This window comes from Stenotrophomonas sp. CASM106 (assembly GCF_049384825.1).
GTDB classification, from domain to species: domain Bacteria; phylum Pseudomonadota; class Gammaproteobacteria; order Xanthomonadales; family Xanthomonadaceae; genus Stenotrophomonas; species Stenotrophomonas muris.
Genome location: NZ_JBMRFS010000006.1, coordinates 230,596 through 251,768, shown reverse-complemented (window position 1 = coordinate 251,768; position 21,173 = coordinate 230,596). Strand labels below are relative to the sequence as shown.

Below are 21,173 nucleotides of genomic sequence, written 5' to 3'. Positions count from 1 at the left end.
TGCAGGTGCCGTCCCTTGTCGTATCCCTATCCGCTGGTCGTGTTCGACCTTGATGGCACGCTGGTCGACAGCGCAGCTGATATCGCCGAAGCACTGAACCGCACGCTGGAAGACATCGGCATGGCACGCGTGCCGGAAGCCACGGTTCTGGGCTGGATCGGCGACGGTGTGCGCCGCCTGGTCGAGCAGGCCGTGCATGCCGCGGGTCGTGAGGTCGACCTGGCCGAAGTGATGCCGGTGTTCATGGTGCACTACCGTGAGTGCCTGCTGCGCAGCCCGCGCCTGTTCGATGGCGTGGCCGAAGCGCTGATGCAGCTGCGTGCACGCGGTGTTCCGCTGGCGATCTGCACCAACAAGCCCGAAGCGCTGGTGCCGCCACTGCTGCAGCACCTGGGCATTGGTGATGCGTTCGCGCTGGTACTGGGCGGCGATTCGCTGCCGCAGCGCAAGCCCAGCGGTGAGCCGCTGCGGCACATCGCTGCGCACTTCGGGCTGGCGGTGGATGCCTGCCTGATGGTGGGTGATTCGTTGACCGACTACCGCGCCGCTGAAGAGGCGGGTATGCCGATCGCACTGGTGCGTTACGGTTATCCGCGTGGCCTGGACCTGGCCACCGCACAGGCGGTGGCGGTGATTGACGACCTGCGTGAGTTGCCGGGGTTGCAGGGCTGACGCAGGGGGTAGTGCCGGCCGCTGGCCGGCAACCCCGAGGACGTTGCCGAGGGTCACGATGTTGCCGGCCAGCGGCCGGCACTACCATGACCGTCGCGGTCATTTCGGCTGGTAACGCACGCTCAGCTGGTATTCGCGGCCGGGTTGGTTGAACCACGCCACCGTCTCGTAGCGGCGGTCGAACACGTTGGCGGCACGTGCCAGCAGCGACCACGCCGGCGTCAGCGCGTACTCGGCGCGCAGGTCCAGCGTGCCGTAGCCACCGACCTTCACCGCGTTGGCGGCATCGTCATAGCGCTTGCCCGCACCCTGCACGGTCAGGCCGGCGCGGAAATCGCCGAAGCGGCGGTCGACGTCCAGGCGCGCGGTCTGCTGTGCACGGCGCGGCAGCCAGTTGTCGAACTGGGTGCTGCCATGGGTGCGGTTGCGCGGGTCGGTGTAGCTCAGCTGCGCGTTGAGGTCGAAGCCGGCCAGCAGCACGCCACCGGTCAGTTCGGCGCCACGGATGCGCGCCTTCTCCACCTGCTGCATTTTCATCGTGGACGCATCGTAGGTGATCAGGTCATCGATGCGGGTCTCGTACACGTCCAGGCCCCAATGCCAGCCCTGGCCCTGCTGCGAAACACCGAGGTTGGCGCTCTTGGACTTCTCCGGCTTCAACGTCGGCACGCCGCTCCACGGGTCGTACAGGTCGCTGAAGGTCGGTGCCTTGAAGGCGGTGCCGTAGCTGGCATTGACGCGCAGGCCGTGGTCCAGCTGCATTGCCCAGCCGAGACTGCCGGTGGCGTGGTTGCCGAACTGCTGGTTGTCGTCGTTGCGCGCGCTGGCCTGCAGCTGGTGGCGGCCGAAGCGGCCCTGGTACTGCACGAATACACCGGTGTTGCGGCGGCTGTCGACAAGGTAGCCCGCGCTGCTGCCATCCAGGTTGTCTTCGCTCCAGTCCACGCCGGTGCTCAGCAGCTGGCTTCCGGTCAAGGTGAAGTCACCCTGCAGCGAGGCGCTGTCGCGGTGGGTCTGCGCGCTGCCGCGTGCGCCGAAGTCGCCGAAGTTGTCCGACTCGTTGTCGCTGCGGCCGACGTTGGCGGTGAAGGCCAGGCGCCCGGACGGGGTGTAGCGCACCTTGCCGGCCAGCACCTGCTGGCGGATTTCCGAGTAGTTGTAATAGCCGTCGTAGTGGTTCCTGCCGTCGGCGCGCAGCGCACTGCCTTCCACATTCCACTGGTCGTTGAAGGTGTAGCCGCCACGCAGGCTCTTGGACAGGTTGCGGTAGCCGTCGCGGTCGGGTTCGTCGGCGAAGCAGCCGGTGAACAGCGTCGCCGAGCCACGGCAGGCATCGACGCCATCGGAATGCTGGTAGGCGATGTCGGCGCCGAACCAGCCGCGTTCGGTGCCACCTCCGATGCCGCCGCTGGCTTCGCGCAGGCCGTTGCTGCCACCACCGAGCTGGAAGTGCGGAGCAAAATCGCCCTGGTTGCGGCGGGTGAAGATCTGGATCACGCCACCGATGGTGTCGGCGCCGTACAGGCTGGACTGCGGGCCGCGCACGATTTCCACGCGTTCGATCTGCGCCAGCGGCAGGTCCTGGTACATGGCCAGGCCGAGGTCGGCACTGTTGATGCGCACGCCATCGACCAGCACCACGGTGTGGCCCGAGTTGGTGCCGCGCAGGAACAGCGAGCTCTGCTTGCCGAGCCCGCCGGCATTGGTCAGGTTGATGCCGGCGCGGCCGCGCAGCAGTTCCTGCAACGAGGTGGCCTGACTGGATTCGATCTGCGCGCGGTCGATCACCTGGGCTGGTGCGATGCTGTCCTGCAGGGCGATCGGGGTGCGGGTGGCGGTGACCAGGATCTGGTCGAGCGCGGTGGTGTCATCGGCGGCCTGGGCCAGCGCGGGCAGGGCGGCCAGCACGGCCAGGGACAGCATTCGGGACTGCAGCTTCATGGGGGACTCCAGGTGCCACGCACGCCCGCGTGGCGAAGGGGAGGAGCCGCGAAGGCAGGCATGCGCCGACGCCGCAGCGCAGGCTGCGGTCATCCAGCGCCATGCCCACCGCACCGCGACCTGAGGCTTCCGGGCCGGTCTCCGGGCTTGCCGCCGGGTGGCGCGAGGCCACCGTCCAGGCGCCTTCCCATGCCTGCGGCACAGTGGCGTTGTTGCCTGGAACTGACGTGCTTACCGTTGCGGGGGCAGCGCCGGCCTGGCGTGGATTCACGCGTCACCGGCTTCCCGTTTCAACCTGCCGGCCATGGCCGCAGGTCACCTGGAAGTGCGCGCAGTCTACGGCATCGCAGGCGGCCCGTAGCGTCGAGCGTACCCGACTGCCTTTGCTGTGCCCTTAGAATGGTCCCTCGATCCCGTGGTGCCGTTGCCGATGTCCGCCCGTTTTCCGCTGTTCCCGCGTTGCCTGTACAGGACGCACGCATGATCCTCGACCTGGTCCGCCATGCCGGCAACGGTCGCGATGAGTTCCTCGATGGCCGCAGCGATCCACCGCAGCTGGCCCGCCTGCCGCAGGAACTGGTCGACGCCTACGCTGCGCAGCCCTGGGAACGGGTGATCAGTTCGCCGCGGCTGCGCTCGCTGCACACGGCGATGGCCCTGGCCACCCCGCGCGGGCTGGACGTGGAAGCGGAGGAGGAATGGGAAGAGCTGGATTTCGGCGATTGGGACGGGCAGTCGCTGTTCGACCTGCCGGAGGATGCACTGGCGGCCTTCCATGCCGATCCGCATGCATTCCCACCGCCCAACGGTGAAAGCTGGGGCCACTTCGAGCGGCGTATCGCGCGCGCGCTGGATCGACTGCTCGATGATGACGACCCGGTGCCGACGCTGGTGGTCAGCCATGGCGGCCCGCTGCGCATGGTGCTGTCGCAGGTCTGCGGCCTGCCGATGTCGCTGTGCTGGGCACTGCGCATCGACCACGGCACGCGCCTGCGGGTACGGCTGGAACGTGGCGAAGCCGGGCTGGCAGGCGAGCTGCTGGAACTGCAGCAGCCGTAACCCATCGGTAGTGCCGGCCGCTGGCCGGCAGTCTCGGGAACGCTGCGAAGATCATGCAGTTGCCGGCCAGCGGCCGGCACTACCAGGCCGTCAATCCTCGTCCGCATCCTCGGTCACGCTGTCTTCCGCGTCATCGTCGGCATCGAAGCGCTGCTCATGCACCGGACCCGACGCCGGGCCGGCCGCCTTCAGCGGATGCGCGGCGATGCGTGCTTCGTAATCCTGCACCAGCGCCTCACGCTGCGGCTCGCTCAGTTCCTGCCAGTGGCAGTCCAGCAGCGCGCCTTCCAGCGAGTACAGCAGGTTCAGGCTGGGCTTGAAGCCGGCGCGCTTGACCTTGACGAAGGCGCCGACTGCGCCGGTCGCAACCAGGTCCTCGCGGCTGCGCAGGCCGACCTGGCGCAGCCACGCTGCACTCTTGGGGCCGATGTTGCGCAGCTTCGGCGCGCTCATCCCAGCGCCTCGACGAACACGCGGGCGATGGCTTCCAGGCCGGCCTGGTCATCGGCATCGAAGCGGCCGATCTTGGGGCTGTCGATGTCGAACACGCCGATCAGTTCATCGCCGCGCAGCAGCGGCACCACCAGTTCCGAACGCGAGGCCGAATCGCAGGCGATATGGCCGGGGAAGGCATCGACGTCGTCCACGCGCTGGGTCACGCGCTGGCTGGCGGCGGCACCGCACACGCCCTTGTCCAGCGGGATGCGCACGCAGGCCGGCAGGCCCTGGAACGGGCCGACCACCAGTTCCTTGCCGTCGTACAGGTAGAAGCCCACCCAGTTCAGGTCGGGCAGGGCGTGGTAGACCAGTGCGGAGAGGTTGGCCGCGTTGGCGATGCGGTCGGACTCGGCGTAGACCAGGCCACGGGCCTGTTCCAGCAGCTGGGCGTATTGTTCCGGCTTGCTGCCGGTAAGCGAGGCATTGGCGAACATGCCCGCAGTCTAGCAAGCGCGCCGGGCCGGCGATAATGCACGCTCTGTTGCCCTGTTGGAGCCCATCGATGCCGTTGCCCGCTACGCTGCCGCCCGCCCTGTTCATTACCGGCACCGATACGGAGATCGGCAAGACCGCGGCCAGCACCGCGCTGCTGCATGCGCTGCGCCGGCGCGGCCTGCGCGCGGTGGGCATGAAACCGGTGGCCAGCGGCAGCGAAGACCTGGGGCAGGGCCTGCGCAACGAAGACGCGCTGGCGCTGCAGGCAGCCAGCTGGCCGGTGCCGGACTATGCCGATCTGAACCCGTATGCGCTGCGGCAGCCGCTGGCACCGGAGCTGGCCGCTGCCGAGGACGGCGTGCAGGTGGAACTGGCGCCGATCGTGGCTGCGTTCGCGCGACTGCGCGCACAGGCCGACATCGTGGTGGTGGAAGGCGTCGGTGGGTGGCTGGCGCCGGTCTCGGCCACGCTGGACCAGCTGGACCTGGTGCGAGCACTGCAGTTGCCGGTGCTGCTGGTGGTGGGCATGCGGCTGGGCTGCGTCAACCATGCGCGGCTGACTGCGCAGTCGCTGCAGGCCAGCGGCGTGCAGTGCCTGGGCTGGATCGGCAACCACATCGACCCTGCGATGCAGCGCCAGGATGAGAACATCGCCACGTTGCAGCAGCGCCTGCCGATGCCGTGTTGGGGACGGCTGCCGCATCTGCCGGGAGCGGATGGCGAAGCGCTGAGCGCGCACCTGCTCGAGTGATCCTGGGTAGTGCCGGCCGCCAGCTCCCGCGCGATCGCGCCCAGTCGTTCCACCGCGCCGATGAAGCGCGCATCCAGGGTCTGGCAGCACGACAGCCGCAGGCAGTGGCGGTATCGCGCGCCACGTGAATAGACCTGGCCGGGCATGAACACGATGTCCTCCTGCAGCGCTCGCTCGAACAGCTCGCGCGTATCCACGCCCGGCAGTTCCAGCCACAGCAGGAATCCGCCCTGCGGTTCGGTGGCGCGGGTGCCGGCTGGGAAGTGCTCGGCCACCAGCTGGCGCAGCCGTCCCACCTGTTCGCGGTACAGCCGGCGCATGCGATGCAGGTGGTGCTCGTAGCTGCCCGCTTCCAGATAAGCCGCGACCGCGTCACCGAGCAGCTGCGGCTCGCCGCCGGTGGACTGGAATTTCAGCAGCGCGATGCGCTCGGCGAAGCGGCCGCCATCCAGCCAGCCGATGCGGTAATCCGGCGCCAGTGTCTTGGAGAAACCTCCGACCACCATCACCCAGCCGTCGCGATCGAAGGCCTTCAGCAGGGGCGCCGGCGGTTCGCAGAACTGCAGCTCGGCGTACACCGCGTCCTCGATCAGCGGCAGCTGCCGTGCGTTGACCAGCTCGGCCAGGCGCTGCTTGGCGGCGGTCGGCATGGTGCAGCCGAGCGGGTTGTGCACGGTCGGCATCACCACCAGTGCGGCCAGCGGTGTGTGCTGCAGCAGCGCGTCCAGCGCATCCACATCCAGTCCGTGCTGCGGATGGGTGGGCAGCTCGATGGCCTGCAGGCCGAGGTTGGCCAGCAACGGATACAGGTTGAAGTAGGACGGTGCCTCGATGCCGACCGCATCACCGGGCTGGGTGACCGCGCGCAGCGCCAGCTGCAGGCCCTCCATCGCACCATGGGTCAGCAGCAGGCGTTCGCTGTCGGTGTGCAGCCCCATGCGCGGGCCACGCCGCACGATCTGCGCCAGCAGCCGTGGCGAGCCGTTGGGGCGCGCGTAGGTCTCCACCGTCTGCTGGCCGTGGCGCAGCACCTGTGCGGTATGCCGGGCCAGCTGCGCGCCCGGATAGAACTGGCGCCCGCGCGGACCGGCAAAGGCCAGGTCGATCACACCGGGGCGGCGCTGTGCTTCCAGCACACGGGCCATCAGCACCTGCTGCAGTGGTGCGGTGGGTGCGGACGGGGTATCACGCAGCGAACGCTCTGGCACCGACAACCGCGGCGCCACCTCGAAGCCGGCTTTTGGCCGCGGAATGACCAGGCCGGCGTCCTCCAGCTGGCGATAGGCGGCAATCACCGTGTTCAGGCTGAGCCTGCGCTGCAGGGCCATCTGCCGCAGCGAAGGCAGGCGGCTGCCAACCGGAAGGCGTCCGCCGTGGATGGCCTCGGCCAGCTCGTCGGACAGCCGTTGGTAGCGGGGTGGGATCATCGCGCTCTGGTCATCTGTATCCATCGAATTTCCCACCATCTGGTGCTGTACCCATGATGATGGCGAGCCTAGCATGTCGTTGTCGGCCGGGCCTGATCGGGGCACGGCCGATACTTCCCAAACGCACGGCTGGATGGCCGTGCGTCTTTTTCTGTGTGTAGAGCCGAGCCCATGCTCGGCTGCACTTCCGCCAACAGCAGCCGAGCGTGGGCTCGGCTCTACAGAGAGCACCGCCGAGCGTCGGTCAGCCCAAGGGGGAATGCCGGCTACCGCATCGGCACCAGCACCGCCTCGCGCCGGTACAGCGCCGGGAACTGCCTGCCCAGCGCGGCCAGCTTCGGTGCGTCGTAGTAGCGGATGTAGGCCGCCTGCGGGTAGTTGGTCATGTAGTTCTGGTGGTAGCTCTCGGCCGGGTAGAAGCGCTGGCCGCTGACCAGCTGGGTGACGATCGGCGCGCGGTAGCTGCCGGCCTGGCCGAGCTGGGCGATGTAGGCGCGGCTGGCAGCCTGCTGGCGTGCGTCGTCGCTGAAGATCGCCGAGCGATACTGGCTGCCGTGGTCCGGCCCCTGCCGATTGAGCTGGGTCGGGTCGTGCACCACCGAGAAGAACACCTGCATCAGCTGCCCGTAGCTGACCTGGCGCGGGTCGTAGTCGATCTTCACTGCTTCGGCATGCCCGGTCTGGCCACCGCTGACGCGCTCATAACGCGCATTGGCCGCACTGCCACCGATGTAGCCGGACACGGCATTGCTCACGCCCTTGACGTGCTGGAACACGCCCTGCACACCCCAGAAGCAACCACCGGCGAACACCACGCTGGCGTGGCTGGCGTCATCGCGGAACGCCGCATCGCCGGTGGGGGCCGGCAGTGCCTGGATCTGCGCGCTGGCCTCGACCGGCGCCGCAATCGCGCCGTGGTCAACCAGCAGCACACCGGCAATCAAGGCCGTGGCCACCAGGCCGGCCACACCGGCGGCGATGCCCTGTTCAAAGGAGAGTTTCATCATGTCCTCCCGGTTCAACCGAAGGTGAAGGCATAGGCCTGCACGCCCGCATCGAGGAACTCGATCTCGAAGCGATGCGGGCCGACTGCGCCGCGCTGGCGCACCAGCTGGTACAGGCGGTGCTCGTCGACTACGCCACTGCCATCGGCACCAACATCACTGCCGGCATCGGCGGCGGGCAGCGGTTTGCCGTCCAGCCAGACGCGGAAACGCACTGGCCTGCCGTCCTCGCTCGGTGCCAGCACCAGGTGCAGGTCGCGCGCATGGAACTGGAAGGCGATGCGGCCGCCGGCCTGCTGCAGCTGTGCGGCCTCATCGGTGACGGTCCAGCGCCCGGACAGCCCCCACTGGTTCAACGCCAGGGTGGCCGGCAGCGTGTAGTCGAACGCGGCGTCGCTGCGCTGCCCGCCGGGCGAGGCGAACTGCTCGGCGCGGGCGTGGCCCAGGTAGGTTTCCGGCGAACGCAGGTTGCCCATGTCGGCCTGCACGGCCACGCCCTTCAGGCCGGCGGCAGCGGGATCGGCCGGTGGCGGCAGATTGGTCTGCCCGGCTTCGGCCAGCAGGCGACGGATCATCTGTTCCGAGCGCGCATAGTTGCCCTCGCCGAACTGGTGGCCGCGGATGTTGCCCTGCGCGTCGACGAAGTACTGCGCCGGCCAGTAGCGGTTGTTGAAGGCGCGCCAGATCGTGTACTGGTTGTCCAGCGCCACCGGGTACTCGACCTTCAGCTGCTGCACCGCTTTCATCACGTTGCGTGGGTCACGCTCGAAGGCGAATTCCGGCGTGTGCACGCCGACCACCACCAGGCCGTGGTCGCGGTAGCGTCGCTCCCATTCGTGCACGAACGGCATCGCGCGCAGGCAGTTGATGCAGGAATAGGTCCAAAAATCGACCAGAACCACCTTGCCGCGCAGCTGCTGTGCACTCAGGGGCGGGCTGTTGAGCCAGCCAGTGGCACCGTCCAGCGCGGGCAGCGTGCCTTCCACCGGCAGCGCTGCATCGGCACCGGCATTGGCGCCGGCCATCATCATCATCGGCGGTGCCGCCGGCTGCGCGCCGGGCACTGCATCCAGCAGGCGTTGCTCGATACGCGCGGTGCTGACCGTGGACAAGCGGGTCAGCAGGCCGGTATCCCAGCCGAGGCTGATCGCCACGACGGCCAGCAGCGCGGCTACACCCAGCCCCTTGCGAAGTACATCGCCGAGGCCGAGCCGCGCCTGCATCGCGCGGAACACCCGGCCGCCGATCCACACCGCCAGCGCCAATGCGGTGATCGCACCCAGTGCGTAGGCCAGCAGCAGCGCAGTGGTACCGACGCTGGCGCCATGCAGGGCGGCGCCGGTCAGCACCAGACCGAGGATCGGCCCGGCACACGGTGCCCACAGCAGGCCAGTGGCGATGCCGATCAGCAGCGAGGTCCACGCGCCGCCGTGCCCCGCGGCATCCGCCGCATCGGCGCGCGCACTCAGGCGGGCACCCATGCGCTGGAACGGCGCCAGCAGGTGGTCGGCCAGTCGTGGCCAGAGCAGGGCGACCGCGAACAACGCCATCAGCAGCAGGGCGACCCAGCGTCCGACCTGGTTGGCCTGTGCCACCCATTGGCTGCCCACCGCGGCCAGGCTGGCGACCACGGTAAAGGTAAGCGCCATGCCCAGCAGCAGCGGCAGCGTGCTGCGCAGGAACGGGCGATCGGCACGCGCGAACACGAACGGCAGCACCGGCAGGATGCAGGGGCTGAGCAGGGTCAGCGCGCCCCCCAGATAGGCAAGCAGCAACAGCAGCATCGTCAGGCTCCGGAAGCAGGGGAAGAACCGACCGGCACCCGCCAGCCGTCGGCAGTGCCATCCGTGGCGCCGGGAGCGAACACCATCGCCGCACCGTTCATGCAGTAGCGCAGCCCGGTGGGGCGTGGCCCATCGTTGAACACATGGCCGAGATGGCCGCCGCAGCGGCGGCAATGCACCTCCACCCGCAGCATCCCGAAGGTGACGTCGCGGTCTTCGCCGATGGCGTTGTGCAGCGGCGCCCAGAAGCTGGGCCAGCCGGTACCGCTCTCGAACTTGGTGGACGAGGAGAACAGCGGCAGTGCGCACCCGGCGCAGGCGAAGGTGCCCTGCCGGTGTTCCTTGTTGAGCGGGCTGCTCCAGGGGCGCTCGGTGGCCTGCTGGCGCAGCACCGCGTACTGCGCCGGCGTCAGTCGCTGGCGCCACTCGGCATCGCTGTGCATGACCTCGAACTGTCGCGACGGGCGCGCTTCGGCGGCGGCCGGGGCGGCGCGGCTGCAGGCCCCCAGGCCGAACAGGCCGGCGGCGGTGGCGACACCGCCCAGGCCCAGCAGATGGCGGCGGGAGAGGGACATGGCGGACTCCGGGAAGGGGCGACGGGGCCATGCTGCGCCCGCCCGGGTCAACGAATCCTCACGCAGGATTCAATTTTTCGTGAGGTATCGGCGGCCGTCCCGCGCCACAATGCAGCCAGCCTCCCCACTGGCCCCGAGCTGCCGATGTCGACCAAACGCGTGCTGATCGTTGAAGACGATGCCCACATCGCCGACCTGCTGCGCATGCACCTGGGTGATGAGGGCTACGACGTCGCCCATGCCGCCAGCGGCGATGCCGGCCTGCGCCTGCTCGAGCAGGACGGCCCGTGGGATGCGCTGGTGCTGGACGTGATGCTGCCCGGCGTGGACGGGCTGCAGGTGTGCCAGCGCGCACGCGCGATGGCGCGGTATGTCCCGATCATCATCATCAGCGCGCGCGGCAGTGAAACGCAGCGCATCGTCGGCCTGGAACTGGGCGCGGACGATTACCTGGCAAAACCCTTTTCGATGCCGGAACTGGTGGCACGGGTACGTGCGCTGCTGCGCCGCGCCGAGGCGATGGCGCAGAGCGCGCGCATCGATGCCGGCGCGATCGAGCTGGGTGGGCTGCAGCTCGATCCGGTCGCGCGCACCGCTTCGGTGGATGGCAACACGCTGGAACTGACGCCGCGCGAGTTCGACCTGCTGCTGTTCTTCGCCCGTCATCCGGACCAGGTGTTCGCGCGCATGGAACTGCTCAACCAGGTCTGGGGCTACCAGCACGATGGCTACGAGCACACGGTCAACACCCACATCAACCGCCTGCGCAGCAAGATCGAACCCGACCCGGCCAACCCACGGCGGTTGCTGACGGTGTGGGGCCGCGGCTACAAGCTGGTCGACCCGGCCGGGGCGGCGGCATGATCAAGCCGAACCTGTGGCAGAAGCTGGCGGTGGTGACCGCCGCGCTGATGCTGATGTGCTGCATGGCGCTGCTGGCACTGCAGATGCGTGCCAACACCCGCCACGAGCAGGAAGTCGTGCAGCGGCTGTCGCTGGGCCTGGCCGAACACATCGCCCAGCGCAGCGAGCTGATGGACACCAGCGGCATGCGCGATGCCGCGGTGCGCGCGCTGTTCGGCCAGCTGATGGCGGTCAACCCCAGCGTCGAGGTCTACCTGCTGGACGACCAGGGCCGCATCCTCGGTCACGATGCACCCAGTGGACATCTGGTGCGCAACCGGGTGGACGTGGCGCCGTTGCGTCGCCTGCTGGCCGGTGCACCGCTGCCGATCCTCGGCGATGACCCGCGCAGCGCCGATGGCCGCAAGGTGTTCAGCGCTGCACCATTGATCGTGCAGGGCCGGCCGGCCGGCTATGTGTACGTGGTGCTGGTCGGCGAGCACCGGCAGATGCTCGCCGACGATCTTGCCGCCGGCAGCCAGTGGAACACCACGCTGTGGTCGGTGGTGCTGGTCGGCAGCCTCGGCCTGTTGGCCGGGCTGGTCGCATTCTACTGGGTGACGCGTCCGTTGCGGCGGCTGACCCGGCGGATCCAGGCCTTTGACATCGATGCGCCGACGCCGCTGCCGCCGCCGGAGCCGCTGCGCGCTGGTGAGCGCGACGAACTGGTGATCCTGGAACATGCGCACGCGCAGATGGCGCAGCGGCTGGGCGAGCAGTGGCAGCAACTGCGCCAGCAGGATCTGCAGCGCCGTGAACTGGTCGCCAACATCTCGCACGACCTGCGCACGCCGTTGTCGTCGCTGCACGGCTACCTGGAAACGCTGGCGTTGAAGGACGCCACGCTGTCACCGGATGAGCGCCGCCGCTATCTCGGCATTGCGCTGGCACAGAGCGCCAAGGTCGGCCGGCTGGCGCGCGCGCTGTTCGAACTGGCGCGGCTGGAGCACGGCGAAGTGCGGCTGGAGTGGGAAGTGTTTGCGCTGCCGGAGCTGCTGCAGGACGTGCTGCAGAAGTTCGAACTGGCGGCACAGGCGCGTGGCCAGCAGCTGCACGCGGCGTTTCCGCCTGGCCTGCCGCTGGTCCGTGCGGACCTGGGCCTGGTCGAGCGGGTGCTGACCAACCTGCTCGACAACGCGCTGCGCCATGCACCCGAGGGTGGCCAGATCGAGGTGCGCCTGCGCGCGACCGCCGACAGCGTGGAGGTCTGCGTCGCCGATGATGGCCCCGGGGTAGCCCCGGCGCTGCGTACCCAGCTGTTCCAGGCACCGGCCGCGCTCGGCGCGCGGCGTGGCGACAACGGCGGATTGGGCCTGTTGATCGTGCAGCGCATCGTGCAGTTGCATGGCCGCCGCATCGAACTGCGCGACAGCGAACGAGGCGCGCTGTTCGTGTTTGCCTTGCCGCGCGCGGAAACGGCGGTCTAGCAGGCTGCCTCGGCCTCCACGACACCGCCGGTTTCCAGCGGCAGGTGCAGGCGGATGCAGGCGCCGCCCAGCGCCGAATCGGTCACCTCGACCTGGCCGCCATGCTTGTCGGCCACCACCTGCACCAGCGCCAGCCCGAGGCCGAAGCCGGGGCTGCCCGGGTCCAGCCGCACATAGGGTTGCAGCACCTGGCCGCGCAGTTCCGGTGCGATGCCGGGGCCGTCGTCCTCCACCTGCAGGCACAGCCAGCCGTCATTGACCGTGCTGGCGATGCGGATCTGCCGACGCGCGTAACGCAGCGCATTGCCGAGCAGGTTGCGCAGCGCCAGTTCCAGCATGTGCCGGTTGACGTTGACCAGGCCCACCGGCGACAACGCCTGCTGCACCGGGATCGGCAACGGTGCGAACTGGGCCACCACGCCGCGCACCAGCGCCGCCAGCTGCAGGCGCTGGCGGGTCAGCTGATGGCAGCGGCCCAGTGCGGCGTATTCGACGCCGGCATCGGTGAGGTGCTGCAGCCGATCGACGTCGGTGCGCAGCCCGCCCAGCGCATCGCGCTGCACATCGTCGAGCGCAGTGTCCTCCAGGTCGGCCAGGCCGAAACGCATCCGTGCCAACGGCGTGCGCACCTCGTGCGCGACCGCCTGGGCCAGCACGCGCTGGCTTTCCAGCAGCTGCTGCAGCTGCTCGGCCATGTGGTTGAAGGCGTTGGCCAGCGGCCGCACCAGCGCGGTGCCGGCGCGCGGCGCACGCGTGTCCAGCTGGCCGTCGCGCATGCGGCGGGCCGCCTGGGCCAACTGCGAGACGTCGCGCCACAGCCGGTACACCATCACGTACATCGGCAGTGCCACCGCCACCATCAGGATCAGCAGCAGGATCGCCACACCGGATACTTCGCTGTCCTGCCAGCCTTCGTCCGGCAGCGCCTCGTCCAACGGGCCCAGCATCACGGCGTAGTCGCTGTCGCCGATCCGCTGCAGGCTGCGCATGTGCTCCAGGTCGATCTGTACGCGGCCGTTGTTGAACGGCGGGCGCTGGCTGGCCGGCAGCGCCTTCACCGCCTCGGCCAGCGGCACCATGCGCAGCGCGTAGGCGAAATCGGCGTCGAGTTCGCGCGCCAGTGCCGGCCACTGCTCGCGCGGGGTTTCGGCGAAGCGATGCTGCAGCAGCGCGTGCGTGCCGCGCATCTCGGCCTGCAGGCCGGCTTCGGTGCGGTCTTCCAGCAGGGCGTCCCAGGCCCACAGGCCCAGCACGATCAACAACAGGTGGGCGACCAGGAAACCGATGCCGTAGCGCAGGAAGTGGAAGGCGTGGCCGCGCATCGCCGACGGTGTGCGTTTCATCCCCATGCCGAGCGGCTGAACAGGTAGCCGCGGCCACGGACGGTCTTGATCCGTTCCGGCTGCTCCGGGTTGTCGCCCAGCTTGCGGCGCAGGCGCGAGATGCGGGCATCGATTGAGCGGTCCAGGCCATCGAAGGCGATGCCACGCAGGCCGCGCAGCAGCGCGTCGCGGTCCAGGATCTGGCCGGCATTGCTGGCCAGCAGGAACAGCAGGTCGAACTCGGCGGTGGTCAGCTCCAGCAGGCTGCCCTGCAGGTGCACGTTGCGGGTGGACGGGTCGATGCTCAGCTCGCCGAAGCGCAGGCTGCCGTCACGCGGTTCGACCCGGCGGTGGCGGCGCAGGTGGGCGCGCAGGCGGGCCAGCAGCACCCGCGGTTCGATGGGTTTGCCGATGTAATCGTCGGCCCCCAGTTCCAGGCCCAGCACCTGGTCGATGTTGTCGGTACGGGCGGTCAGCACGCAGATGATGCCGTCATAGTGGGGCCGGATCTGCCGACACACTTCGAAACCATCCTGGTCGGGCAGGCCCACATCGAGCAGCACCAGGGCCGGCTTCTCCGCCAGGATCCGGGCCACGGCGCGCTCGCCGCTGCGCTCGTGGGCCACCTGGTAGCCATGCCGTTGCAGGTAGTCGCTGACCATCGTTCCCAGGCGGGCATCGTCTTCGACCAGTACGATATCCAGCATTTCCAAGGCCTCCGTGGGCGCAAACGTACCGCCACAGCACGAGCGCGGCGATGCTATCCCAGGCTTCGGGCCGCCCGGGTCCCGGGGGCGGGCGCCATTCAGCCGGGGTTGCTGGCGCGCGGGCCGGGTCTCAGTCCCGGCAACAACTTGGCGGCCAGCATAGCCTGTTGCTGTTACAAAACGTTACCTTCGTGATACGGCTGGTGACGATCGCTGACAGCAAAGCGACTGACGCCGCGCGCCCCCGCGCCGAGCATGGAGTCTCCTCCGCTCCGCGTGCCGTCCCCATGTCGCCCGCCGCCCCCTGCCTGCCGAACCTGTCCCGCCGCTGCCAGTGCGGAGGCTTCCGATGAGCGGCGTGGTCGGGGCCTGGCTGCCGCCCGCCGAGGATGAGCAGCTGCTGCAGCAGCTGGCGCCGATGCTGCGCGCGCTGCAGCAGCGTGGGCGTGGCCGCATCGGCTACTGGACCGACGCCGAGGCCGGCCTCGCGCTGGGCCATTGCCGGGCGCCGACCGATACGCCGTTGCAGCCGCTGAGCTCGGACTGCGGTCGCTACGTGCTGTGCCTGGACGGCCGCCTGTACAACCGCGGCGACCTGCAGGCGCAGCTGCGCGATCTGCCCCGCAGTTGCAGCGATGCGCGGCTGCTGCTGCAGGCGATCGTCGAATGGGGCGTGCAGCGGGCGCTGTCGCGCATCGAAGGCGCCTTCGGTTTCAGCGTCTGGGACCGGGAGTCGCGCGTGCTGTGGCTGGCCCGTGATCCGGTGGGCGAGCGGCCGCTGTATTACGGCTGGTATCAGGGCCAGTTCCTGTTCGCCTCGGAGTTGAAGGCGCTGCAGGCCTTCGCCGGCTTCGCGCCGAGCATCGACCAGGATGCCCTGAGCCTGCTGCTGCGCCACGACTATGTGCCGGCGCCGCACACCATCTACCGTGGCATCCACAAACTGGTGGCGGGCGCGATGCTGCGTATCGATCTCAGCGACCATGCCGCGGGTTGCTCCAGCCAGGCCGCGCAGGGGGGCGCGCGTTACTGGTGCGCACGCGACGCGATGCAGAGTGCACTGCAGGAGCCGCTGCAGCCGGCGCCGAGCCTGGAACAGGCCACCGACCAGCTTGAAGCGGTACTGCAGAAGGCCATCGCCTCACGCATGCACTCGCCCCTGGCGTGCGGCGCGTTCCTGTCCGGCGGTACCGACTCCTCGCTGGTGACGGCGATGATGCAGGCACAATCGACCCTGCCGATCGAAGCGTGGACGGTCGGCTTCGACGATCCGGGGCATGACGAGAGCGACTGGGCGTCGCAGGTCGCGCGCCATCTGGGCGTGCAGCACCACCTGCATCGCATGGACGCGCGCCAGGGCCTGGACCTGCTGCAGCGCCTGCCGCAGGTCTGGTGCGAACCCTTTGCCGACGCCTCACAGCTGCCGACGTTGCTGGCCAGTGAACTGCTGGGGGCGCGCAAGCCGGTGGCACTGACCGGTGACGGTGGCGATGAACTGTTCTTCGGGCATCCCAGCTATGGCCGCGCGCTGCGCAATGCGCGCCTGTGTGGTGGCCTGCCGGACTGGGTACGCGACCTGGCGCGGCGCAGCGGCAACCGCATGAACGTCGAGCGCGGCCGCCTCGGTGGTTGGCGCGCCCTGGTGGCCGAGGTGGCTGCCAATGATGTGGAAGGCCACTACCTGCAGCGCGTGACCCGCTGGCGGCAGCCGGCGCAGGTGGTGCTGGGCGCGCGCGAACCGGTGACGATCTTCCAGCAGCAGGACACGGCGCTGCCGGCCGAGGCGCGCATCCAGCTGCTGGATTTCCGCATGGACCTGGCCGAGGGCATCCTGGCCAAGGTTGATCGCGCGGGCATGGCGGCGGGTGTTGAAACCCGTGCGCCGCTGCTGGACATGGAGGTGGTGCGCCTGGCCTGGCGGCTGCCGCAGCACCTGAAGTACCACGATGGCGAGCACAAGCTGATCCTCAAGCACCTGCTGGCGCGCTACCTGCCGGAACCGCTGGTGTACCGCCCCAAGCGCGGCTTCGGCCCGCCGATGGCGCGCTGGCTGGCTGGTCCGTTGCGCGACTGGGCGGAGGCGCTGCTGGATCCGCAGCTGCTGCGCAATCAGGGCTGCTTCGATGTGGCGCGCGTGCGTGGTGTCTGGGAGGCGTTCCTGCGGGGCGAGCGCAAGTGGCACACACACCTGTGGAACGTGCTGATGTTCCAGGCGTGGCACCCGCACTGGCACGGTGGTCGCGGGCGCTGAGCCGTTCCTGCATCGCGTGCGGCGGGTTCAATCTGCGCGGCGCAGGGCGGATGCCCTTGCGTACGAATGTCCTCCGGCGCCGGCCGTTGGCCGTCACCTCCCCCTTTACTTCGTACGCAAGGGCATCCGCCCTGCGTTCGGAGTTCGTCGGCGCTTCCTTGAAAGGCGGCCGCGCGTGCTGCGCTCTCCTCACCGCACGCCGAGCCTCGTCGGGGCGGGCAGGGGTCTGGGCAAAGTAAAGGAGGAGGGGACGGCCAACGGCCGGCGCCGGGGGACATTTGCCCAGGCCCCTGCCTGTCCCGGCGGGGCCCTTCAGTTCGCGGCGAATCAGGACGAAGACACGCTTGTGGCGGATGCATTCTGCGCGGCGCAGGACGGATGCCCTTGCGTACGAATGTCCTCCGGCGCCTCGTTGAGAGGCTGCCGCGCGTGCTGCGCTCTCCTCACCGCACGCCGAGCCTCGTCGGGGCGGGCAGGGGTCTGGGCAAAGTAAAGGAGGAGGTGACGGCCAACGGCCGGCGCCGGGGGACATTTGCCCAGACCCCTGCCCGCCCCGGCGGGGCCCTTCAGCCTGCAGAGACGTCGCACGAAGACGCGCTTCGGTATCCAAACGACAAGCAAAAAAAGACCCGGCAGAGGGAGGGATCTGCCGGGTCCGGATTGCGTGGGGGGAGGGACCCACGCAATGAGTGTTGCGTCGCGTCAGTGGTTGTTCGCGTCCGCCGTTGATTCGTTGTAGCCCTGCACCAGCTCGGACCAAGCCTTGCTGGCCTGCAGGCCGAGACCGACCACGTCCTGCTGGGCCTGGCCCAGCCGCTGCAGGTTGTCCTGCCACAGCTGCGCGCCCTTGGAGAGCGTCCCGGCCGCATCCTCGCCGCGGGCCAGTTCACCCAGCCAGCCGCCGGTCGCAGTCAGGTTGCGCTCCATCACCTTCAGCTGCACGCCGAACATGCTTTCCGCGTTCTCCAACGCCAACCGGTTCGCACGCGTTGCCGCGGCGGCGAGCTGGCGGGTGGCATCACTGAAGCGATCGCTGAAGGCGGCGGCCATGGGGGGCGTCAGGGAGTGGCTTGATGCATTGCAGCATACGCCCTTGATGCGGCAATGCAACAAAAATAACAAAGGCGCGCGGGGCGCCTTTGAAACACCTTTCAGATCAATGGGTTGATCAGGCAGTGGGGCCGCGGTAACGGCACCCCGACGTGCAGGTTTCGTGCACGGTGATCTCGCTCAGCGCCGGCAGGCCGGGCTTGAGCTCGTTCCAGATCCACACCGCCAGGTTCTCGCTGGTCGGGTTCTCCAGACCGGGGATGTCGTTGAGGTAGTGATGGTCCAGGCGATCGTAGATCGGCTGGAAGGCCGCCTTCACGTCACCGAAATCCATGATCCAGCCGGTCTGCGCACCCGGCTCGCCCTCGACCTTCAGTTCCACCCGGAACGAGTGGCCGTGCAGGCGCGCGCACTTGTGCCCCGGCGGTACGTTGGGGAGGCGGTGCGCCGCCTCGAGCATGAAGACTTTGAAGATTTCCATGGCGCAATTGTACGCCGCAGGTGGCCGGCCATCCTGAGCGGATGCCGGGCTCTCGTGAAGTAACTCTTTCCATCCGGATGAAGAGATGATAGTTTCTCTTATATCCGTATGAAGAGATGTTATTGGCCGGACCCGGGCCAGGCATGGACTACTGCGGAACTTCATCGCCCTTACCACCTCCCCCACATCGTCATGCCCAAGCACTCCCTGCTCGTGGCGGCCCTGGCCGTCGCTCTGGCCGCGCCTTTGTCTGCCGCCGCCGAAACCTCCGCCGACGCCAGTGGCGAAGCCAGCACCCTGGCCGCCGTGCGTGTCACCGGTTCCAACATCAAGCGCACCGATACCGAGGCCTCCAACCCGGTGCAGGTGATCGGCCGCCAGCAGCTGGAACAGACCGGCAAGGCTACCGTGGCAGATGTGCTGCGTTCGATCTCGGCCAACACCGGCAACGCCAGCAACGAAACCACCAACAACGGCTGGGCCTCCGGCTCGGCCGGCATCGGCCTGCGCGGCCTGTCGCAGAAGAACACGCTGGTGCTGCTCAACGGCCGCCGCCTGGCCAACTATGGTTTCCCGGCCGGTGGCCTGTCTGACACCTTCGTCGATCTCAACGCGCTGCCGCTGGTCGCGGTCGAGCGCATCGAAGTGCTCAAGGACGGCGCCTCGGCGGTGTACGGTTCCGACGCCGTGGCCGGCGTGGTCAACATCATCACCCGGCAAAACTTCGAAGGCGCCGAGATCGGCGGCAGCTTCGGCGGTGCCGACCAGGGCGGCCTGCACGAGCAGAACCTGAAGTTCGTCGGTGGCCTCGGTGATCTGGACACCGACGGCTACAACATCCTCTTCAGCCTGCAGGGCTACAACCGCGAGCGCCTGGACCAGGACGAACGCAACCTGACCAAGAGCGGCATCTACACCGACAAGCCCGGTGGCCGCTGGAACGGCTGGTCGGCCAAGGGCGCGCGCTACCTGGTCAACGGCGTGTCGGTGCCGATGCTCGACGCCAACGGCAACTGCCCGGTCGGTACCACCCGCGTCGCCAGCGCGCCGATCGACGGCCTGGCCGGCGACACCTGCGGCTTCAACCAGGCCCCGTTCACCACGCTGATCCCCTCGACCAAGCGCTACCAGGCCTATGCCAACGGTACCTTCCGCCTGAACGACAACGTCGAAGCCTTCGGCGAAGTGCTGTACAGCCAGATCAAGAGTGCCGCATGGTTCGGCAGCAGCCCGTTCTTCACCCTGGAGAGCGGCCGCTTCGCATTGAACGCAAACAGTGGCCTGGCCGAACCGGTGTCGTCGCTGCTGCCGGCCAACAATCCGTACAACCCGTACGGCCGTGCGATCCCGATCGAATACACCTTCTTCGACCTCGGCGGCACGATCAAGACCAACCGTTCCACCGCCTATCGCGGCGTGTTCGGCCTGCGTGGCACCACTGCGAACTGGGACTGGGAAGTGGCTGCATTCGGCGCACGCAGCAGCGAGCGTGAGAGCGTGTCCGGCGGCTTCGCCAATCGCTGGGCGCTGGCCGATGCGCTGGCCACCGGCAGCTACAACCTGCTGAATCCGGCGGCCACGCCGCAGTCGGTACGTGATTCGATCAACATCGCCACGCTGCGTCCGGCCGAGTCCAAGCTGCAGGGCGTCGACGCCAAGATTTCCGGCAGCCTGGGCCACACCTGGGCTGGCGAGATCGGCTTCGCCGCCGGTGCCGAGTGGCGCCGCGAGAAGCTCGATTCCAACAACCCGTGGCAGATCGATGCCGGCCTGCAGGTGCGCCCGGCCATCGCCGAAGTACATGGCCAGCGCCAGGTCAGTGCCGCCTACGCCGAAGTGAACGTGCCGCTGGCCTCGACCCTGGAACTGTCCGCCGCCGCGCGTGCCGATCACTACGATGATTTCGGCGATGCGTTCTCGCCGAAGATCGGCCTGCGCTGGCAGCCGCTCGATTTCCTGCTGGTGCGTGCCTCGGCGTCGAAGGGCTTCCGTGCACCGTCGCTGTCGGAGAACTCCAACAGCACCAGCATCGCCTACGGCAGCGTGGCCGACCCGCGTGATCCGGACGTGCCGGGCTCGCGCCAGAATCCGACCTTCTTCACCGTTGGCAACAACGCACTGAAGCCCGAGCGCACCAAGAGCGTGAACTTCGGCGTGGTGCTGTCGCCATGGGCCAACACCAACCTCAGCGTGGACTACTACCGCATCCAGCTGGACAACCTGGTCGGCACCAACAACACCCAGACCCTGGTCAACGACAACGTGGCCGGCGCCGTGCAGCGCGACGAGCGCGGCAAGCTGCAGGCCGTCTACAACCGCTACCAGAACCTGAGCGAGCTGAAGACCTCGGGCATCGACGTCGAGCTGCGCCAGCGCATCCCGACCGCTGCGCTCGGCGACTTCACCGTGTCCTCCGCCTACACCCACGTGCGCGACTACCGTCGCCCGACCGTGGTCGGTGGCCCGCTGGTCGACTACGCCGGCAGCAACCTCGGCGCGACCCTGCCCAAGGACAAGGCCACCACCACCCTGGACTGGAAATACGGCGACTTCAACGCCGCGGTGACCTGGTACTACACCAGCAGCTACCGCCAGGAGGCCAGCACCGCCGCCAAGGCCGTGCAGCAGCGCGTCGGCAGCTACAGCCAGTACGACCTGTACCTGGCCTACACCGGCATCGACAAGCTGACGGTGTACGCCAAGGTGCAGAACCTGGCCGACAAGACGCCGCCGTACGATGCCTCGTTCCCGGGCATCCGCGCGCCGTACGACTTCAGCCAGTACGACCTGCGCGGCCGCTACTTCACGCTGGGCTTCGACTACCGCTTCTGATCCACCCGCTGCGACCGGTCTCCCCAAGGGACCGGTCGCGCGACCGCCTGCCGT

At 68.6% G+C, this 21,173-nt stretch carries 17 protein-coding genes, 1 pseudogene and 1 riboswitch; of the genes and pseudogenes, 7 read left to right on the top strand and 11 right to left on the bottom strand.

Features of this window, described 5'->3' with window-relative positions; translation table 11 throughout:
* The first annotated feature begins 15 nt into the window (after window positions 1-15).
* On the top strand, window positions 16-672 hold the full coding sequence (gene gph, locus VG556_RS16050; RefSeq protein WP_049408274.1) for a phosphoglycolate phosphatase: 657 nt from the start codon (window positions 16-18) through the stop codon (window positions 670-672).
* Between the two features lie 99 nt (window positions 673-771).
* Here the strand turns inward: gph and btuB are convergent, their stop codons facing one another.
* Window positions 772-2,613: a TonB-dependent vitamin B12 receptor gene (gene btuB / locus VG556_RS16045; RefSeq protein ID WP_111144227.1), complete on the bottom strand. Its 1,842-nt coding sequence runs from the start codon at window positions 2,611-2,613 to the stop codon at window positions 772-774.
* Between the two features lie 115 nt (window positions 2,614-2,728).
* Window positions 2,729-2,951: riboswitch (cobalamin riboswitch) on the bottom strand.
* Between the two features lie 142 nt (window positions 2,952-3,093).
* Here btuB and VG556_RS16040 point away from each other — a divergent pair.
* Window positions 3,094-3,672 (top strand): histidine phosphatase family protein, encoded by a 579-nt coding sequence (locus tag VG556_RS16040; RefSeq protein WP_049408270.1) that lies wholly within the window; start codon window positions 3,094-3,096, stop codon window positions 3,670-3,672.
* A gap of 90 nt (window positions 3,673-3,762) precedes the next feature.
* On the opposite strand, the gene VG556_RS16035 is transcribed toward VG556_RS16040, so the two are convergent.
* Window positions 3,763-4,125, bottom strand: coding sequence for a TfoX/Sxy family protein (locus VG556_RS16035; RefSeq protein ID WP_014645820.1), 363 nt, complete (start codon window positions 4,123-4,125; stop codon window positions 3,763-3,765).
* Window positions 4,122-4,604 carry a GAF domain-containing protein gene (locus tag VG556_RS16030; protein WP_032959222.1) on the bottom strand — a complete coding sequence of 161 codons (483 nt, stop codon included), beginning with the start codon at window positions 4,602-4,604 and terminating at the stop codon, window positions 4,122-4,124. The genes VG556_RS16035 and VG556_RS16030 overlap by 4 nt, the downstream gene beginning before the upstream one ends.
* Window positions 4,605-4,672: 68 nt before the next feature.
* Between VG556_RS16030 and bioD the strand changes: the two genes are divergently transcribed.
* Window positions 4,673-5,356 carry a dethiobiotin synthase gene (bioD, locus tag VG556_RS16025; protein WP_032959221.1) on the top strand — a complete coding sequence of 228 codons (684 nt, stop codon included), beginning with the start codon at window positions 4,673-4,675 and terminating at the stop codon, window positions 5,354-5,356.
* A gap of 14 nt (window positions 5,357-5,370) precedes the next feature.
* On the opposite strand, the pseudogene VG556_RS16020 reads toward bioD, so the two are convergent.
* From VG556_RS16020 to msrB, 4 genes and pseudogenes are all read right to left on the bottom strand, one after another.
* Window positions 5,371-6,807 (bottom strand): annotated as a pseudogene (locus VG556_RS16020) (PLP-dependent aminotransferase family protein); the annotation flags it as partial.
* A 242-nt stretch (window positions 6,808-7,049) separates the two neighbouring features.
* Window positions 7,050-7,787, bottom strand: a complete 738-nt coding sequence (gene msrA / locus VG556_RS16015) for a peptide-methionine (S)-S-oxide reductase MsrA (RefSeq protein ID WP_032959274.1) — start codon at window positions 7,785-7,787, stop codon at window positions 7,050-7,052.
* A 14-nt stretch (window positions 7,788-7,801) separates the two neighbouring features.
* Window positions 7,802-9,571, bottom strand: coding sequence for a cytochrome c biogenesis protein DipZ (locus tag VG556_RS16010; protein WP_100449313.1), 1,770 nt, complete (start codon window positions 9,569-9,571; stop codon window positions 7,802-7,804).
* Between the two features lie 2 nt (window positions 9,572-9,573).
* Complete coding sequence (msrB, locus tag VG556_RS16005) at window positions 9,574-10,146, bottom strand: peptide-methionine (R)-S-oxide reductase MsrB (RefSeq protein ID WP_032959218.1); 573 nt, start codon at window positions 10,144-10,146, stop codon at window positions 9,574-9,576.
* A gap of 144 nt (window positions 10,147-10,290) precedes the next feature.
* Between msrB and VG556_RS16000 the strand changes: the two genes are divergently transcribed.
* On the top strand, window positions 10,291-11,010 hold the full coding sequence (locus VG556_RS16000; protein WP_014645826.1) for a response regulator transcription factor: 720 nt from the start codon (window positions 10,291-10,293) through the stop codon (window positions 11,008-11,010).
* A complete protein-coding gene (locus tag VG556_RS15995) occupies window positions 11,007-12,476 on the top strand; it encodes a sensor histidine kinase (RefSeq protein ID WP_032959213.1) in 1,470 nt (489 codons plus the stop codon). The genes VG556_RS16000 and VG556_RS15995 overlap by 4 nt, the downstream gene beginning before the upstream one ends.
* Here VG556_RS15995 and VG556_RS15990 read toward each other — a convergent pair.
* Entirely contained in the window at window positions 12,473-13,819 is a 1,347-nt protein-coding gene (locus tag VG556_RS15990; protein WP_049408265.1) for an ATP-binding protein, read from the bottom strand. The genes VG556_RS15995 and VG556_RS15990 overlap by 4 nt on opposite strands.
* Complete coding sequence (locus VG556_RS15985) at window positions 13,816-14,505, bottom strand: winged helix-turn-helix domain-containing protein (RefSeq protein ID WP_014645829.1); 690 nt, start codon at window positions 14,503-14,505, stop codon at window positions 13,816-13,818. Before VG556_RS15985 ends, VG556_RS15990 begins: the two co-directional genes overlap by 4 nt.
* Before the next feature lie 349 nt (window positions 14,506-14,854).
* Between VG556_RS15985 and asnB the strand changes: the two genes are divergently transcribed.
* Complete coding sequence (asnB, locus tag VG556_RS15980; RefSeq protein WP_100449314.1) at window positions 14,855-16,756, top strand: asparagine synthase (glutamine-hydrolyzing); 1,902 nt, start codon at window positions 14,855-14,857, stop codon at window positions 16,754-16,756.
* Between the two features lie 702 nt (window positions 16,757-17,458).
* Here the strand turns inward: asnB and VG556_RS15975 are convergent.
* Complete coding sequence (locus VG556_RS15975; RefSeq protein ID WP_014035870.1) at window positions 17,459-17,806, bottom strand: phasin family protein; 348 nt, start codon at window positions 17,804-17,806, stop codon at window positions 17,459-17,461.
* A 118-nt stretch (window positions 17,807-17,924) separates the two neighbouring features.
* Window positions 17,925-18,287, bottom strand: a complete 363-nt coding sequence (gene queD / locus VG556_RS15970) for a 6-carboxytetrahydropterin synthase QueD (RefSeq protein WP_014645831.1) — start codon at window positions 18,285-18,287, stop codon at window positions 17,925-17,927.
* 192 nt (window positions 18,288-18,479) lie between these two features.
* Here queD and VG556_RS15965 point away from each other — a divergent pair, with 192 nt between their 5' ends.
* Window positions 18,480-21,119 (top strand): TonB-dependent receptor, encoded by a 2,640-nt coding sequence (locus VG556_RS15965; protein ID WP_049405089.1) that lies wholly within the window; start codon window positions 18,480-18,482, stop codon window positions 21,117-21,119.
* Window positions 21,120-21,173 lie beyond the last annotated feature (54 nt).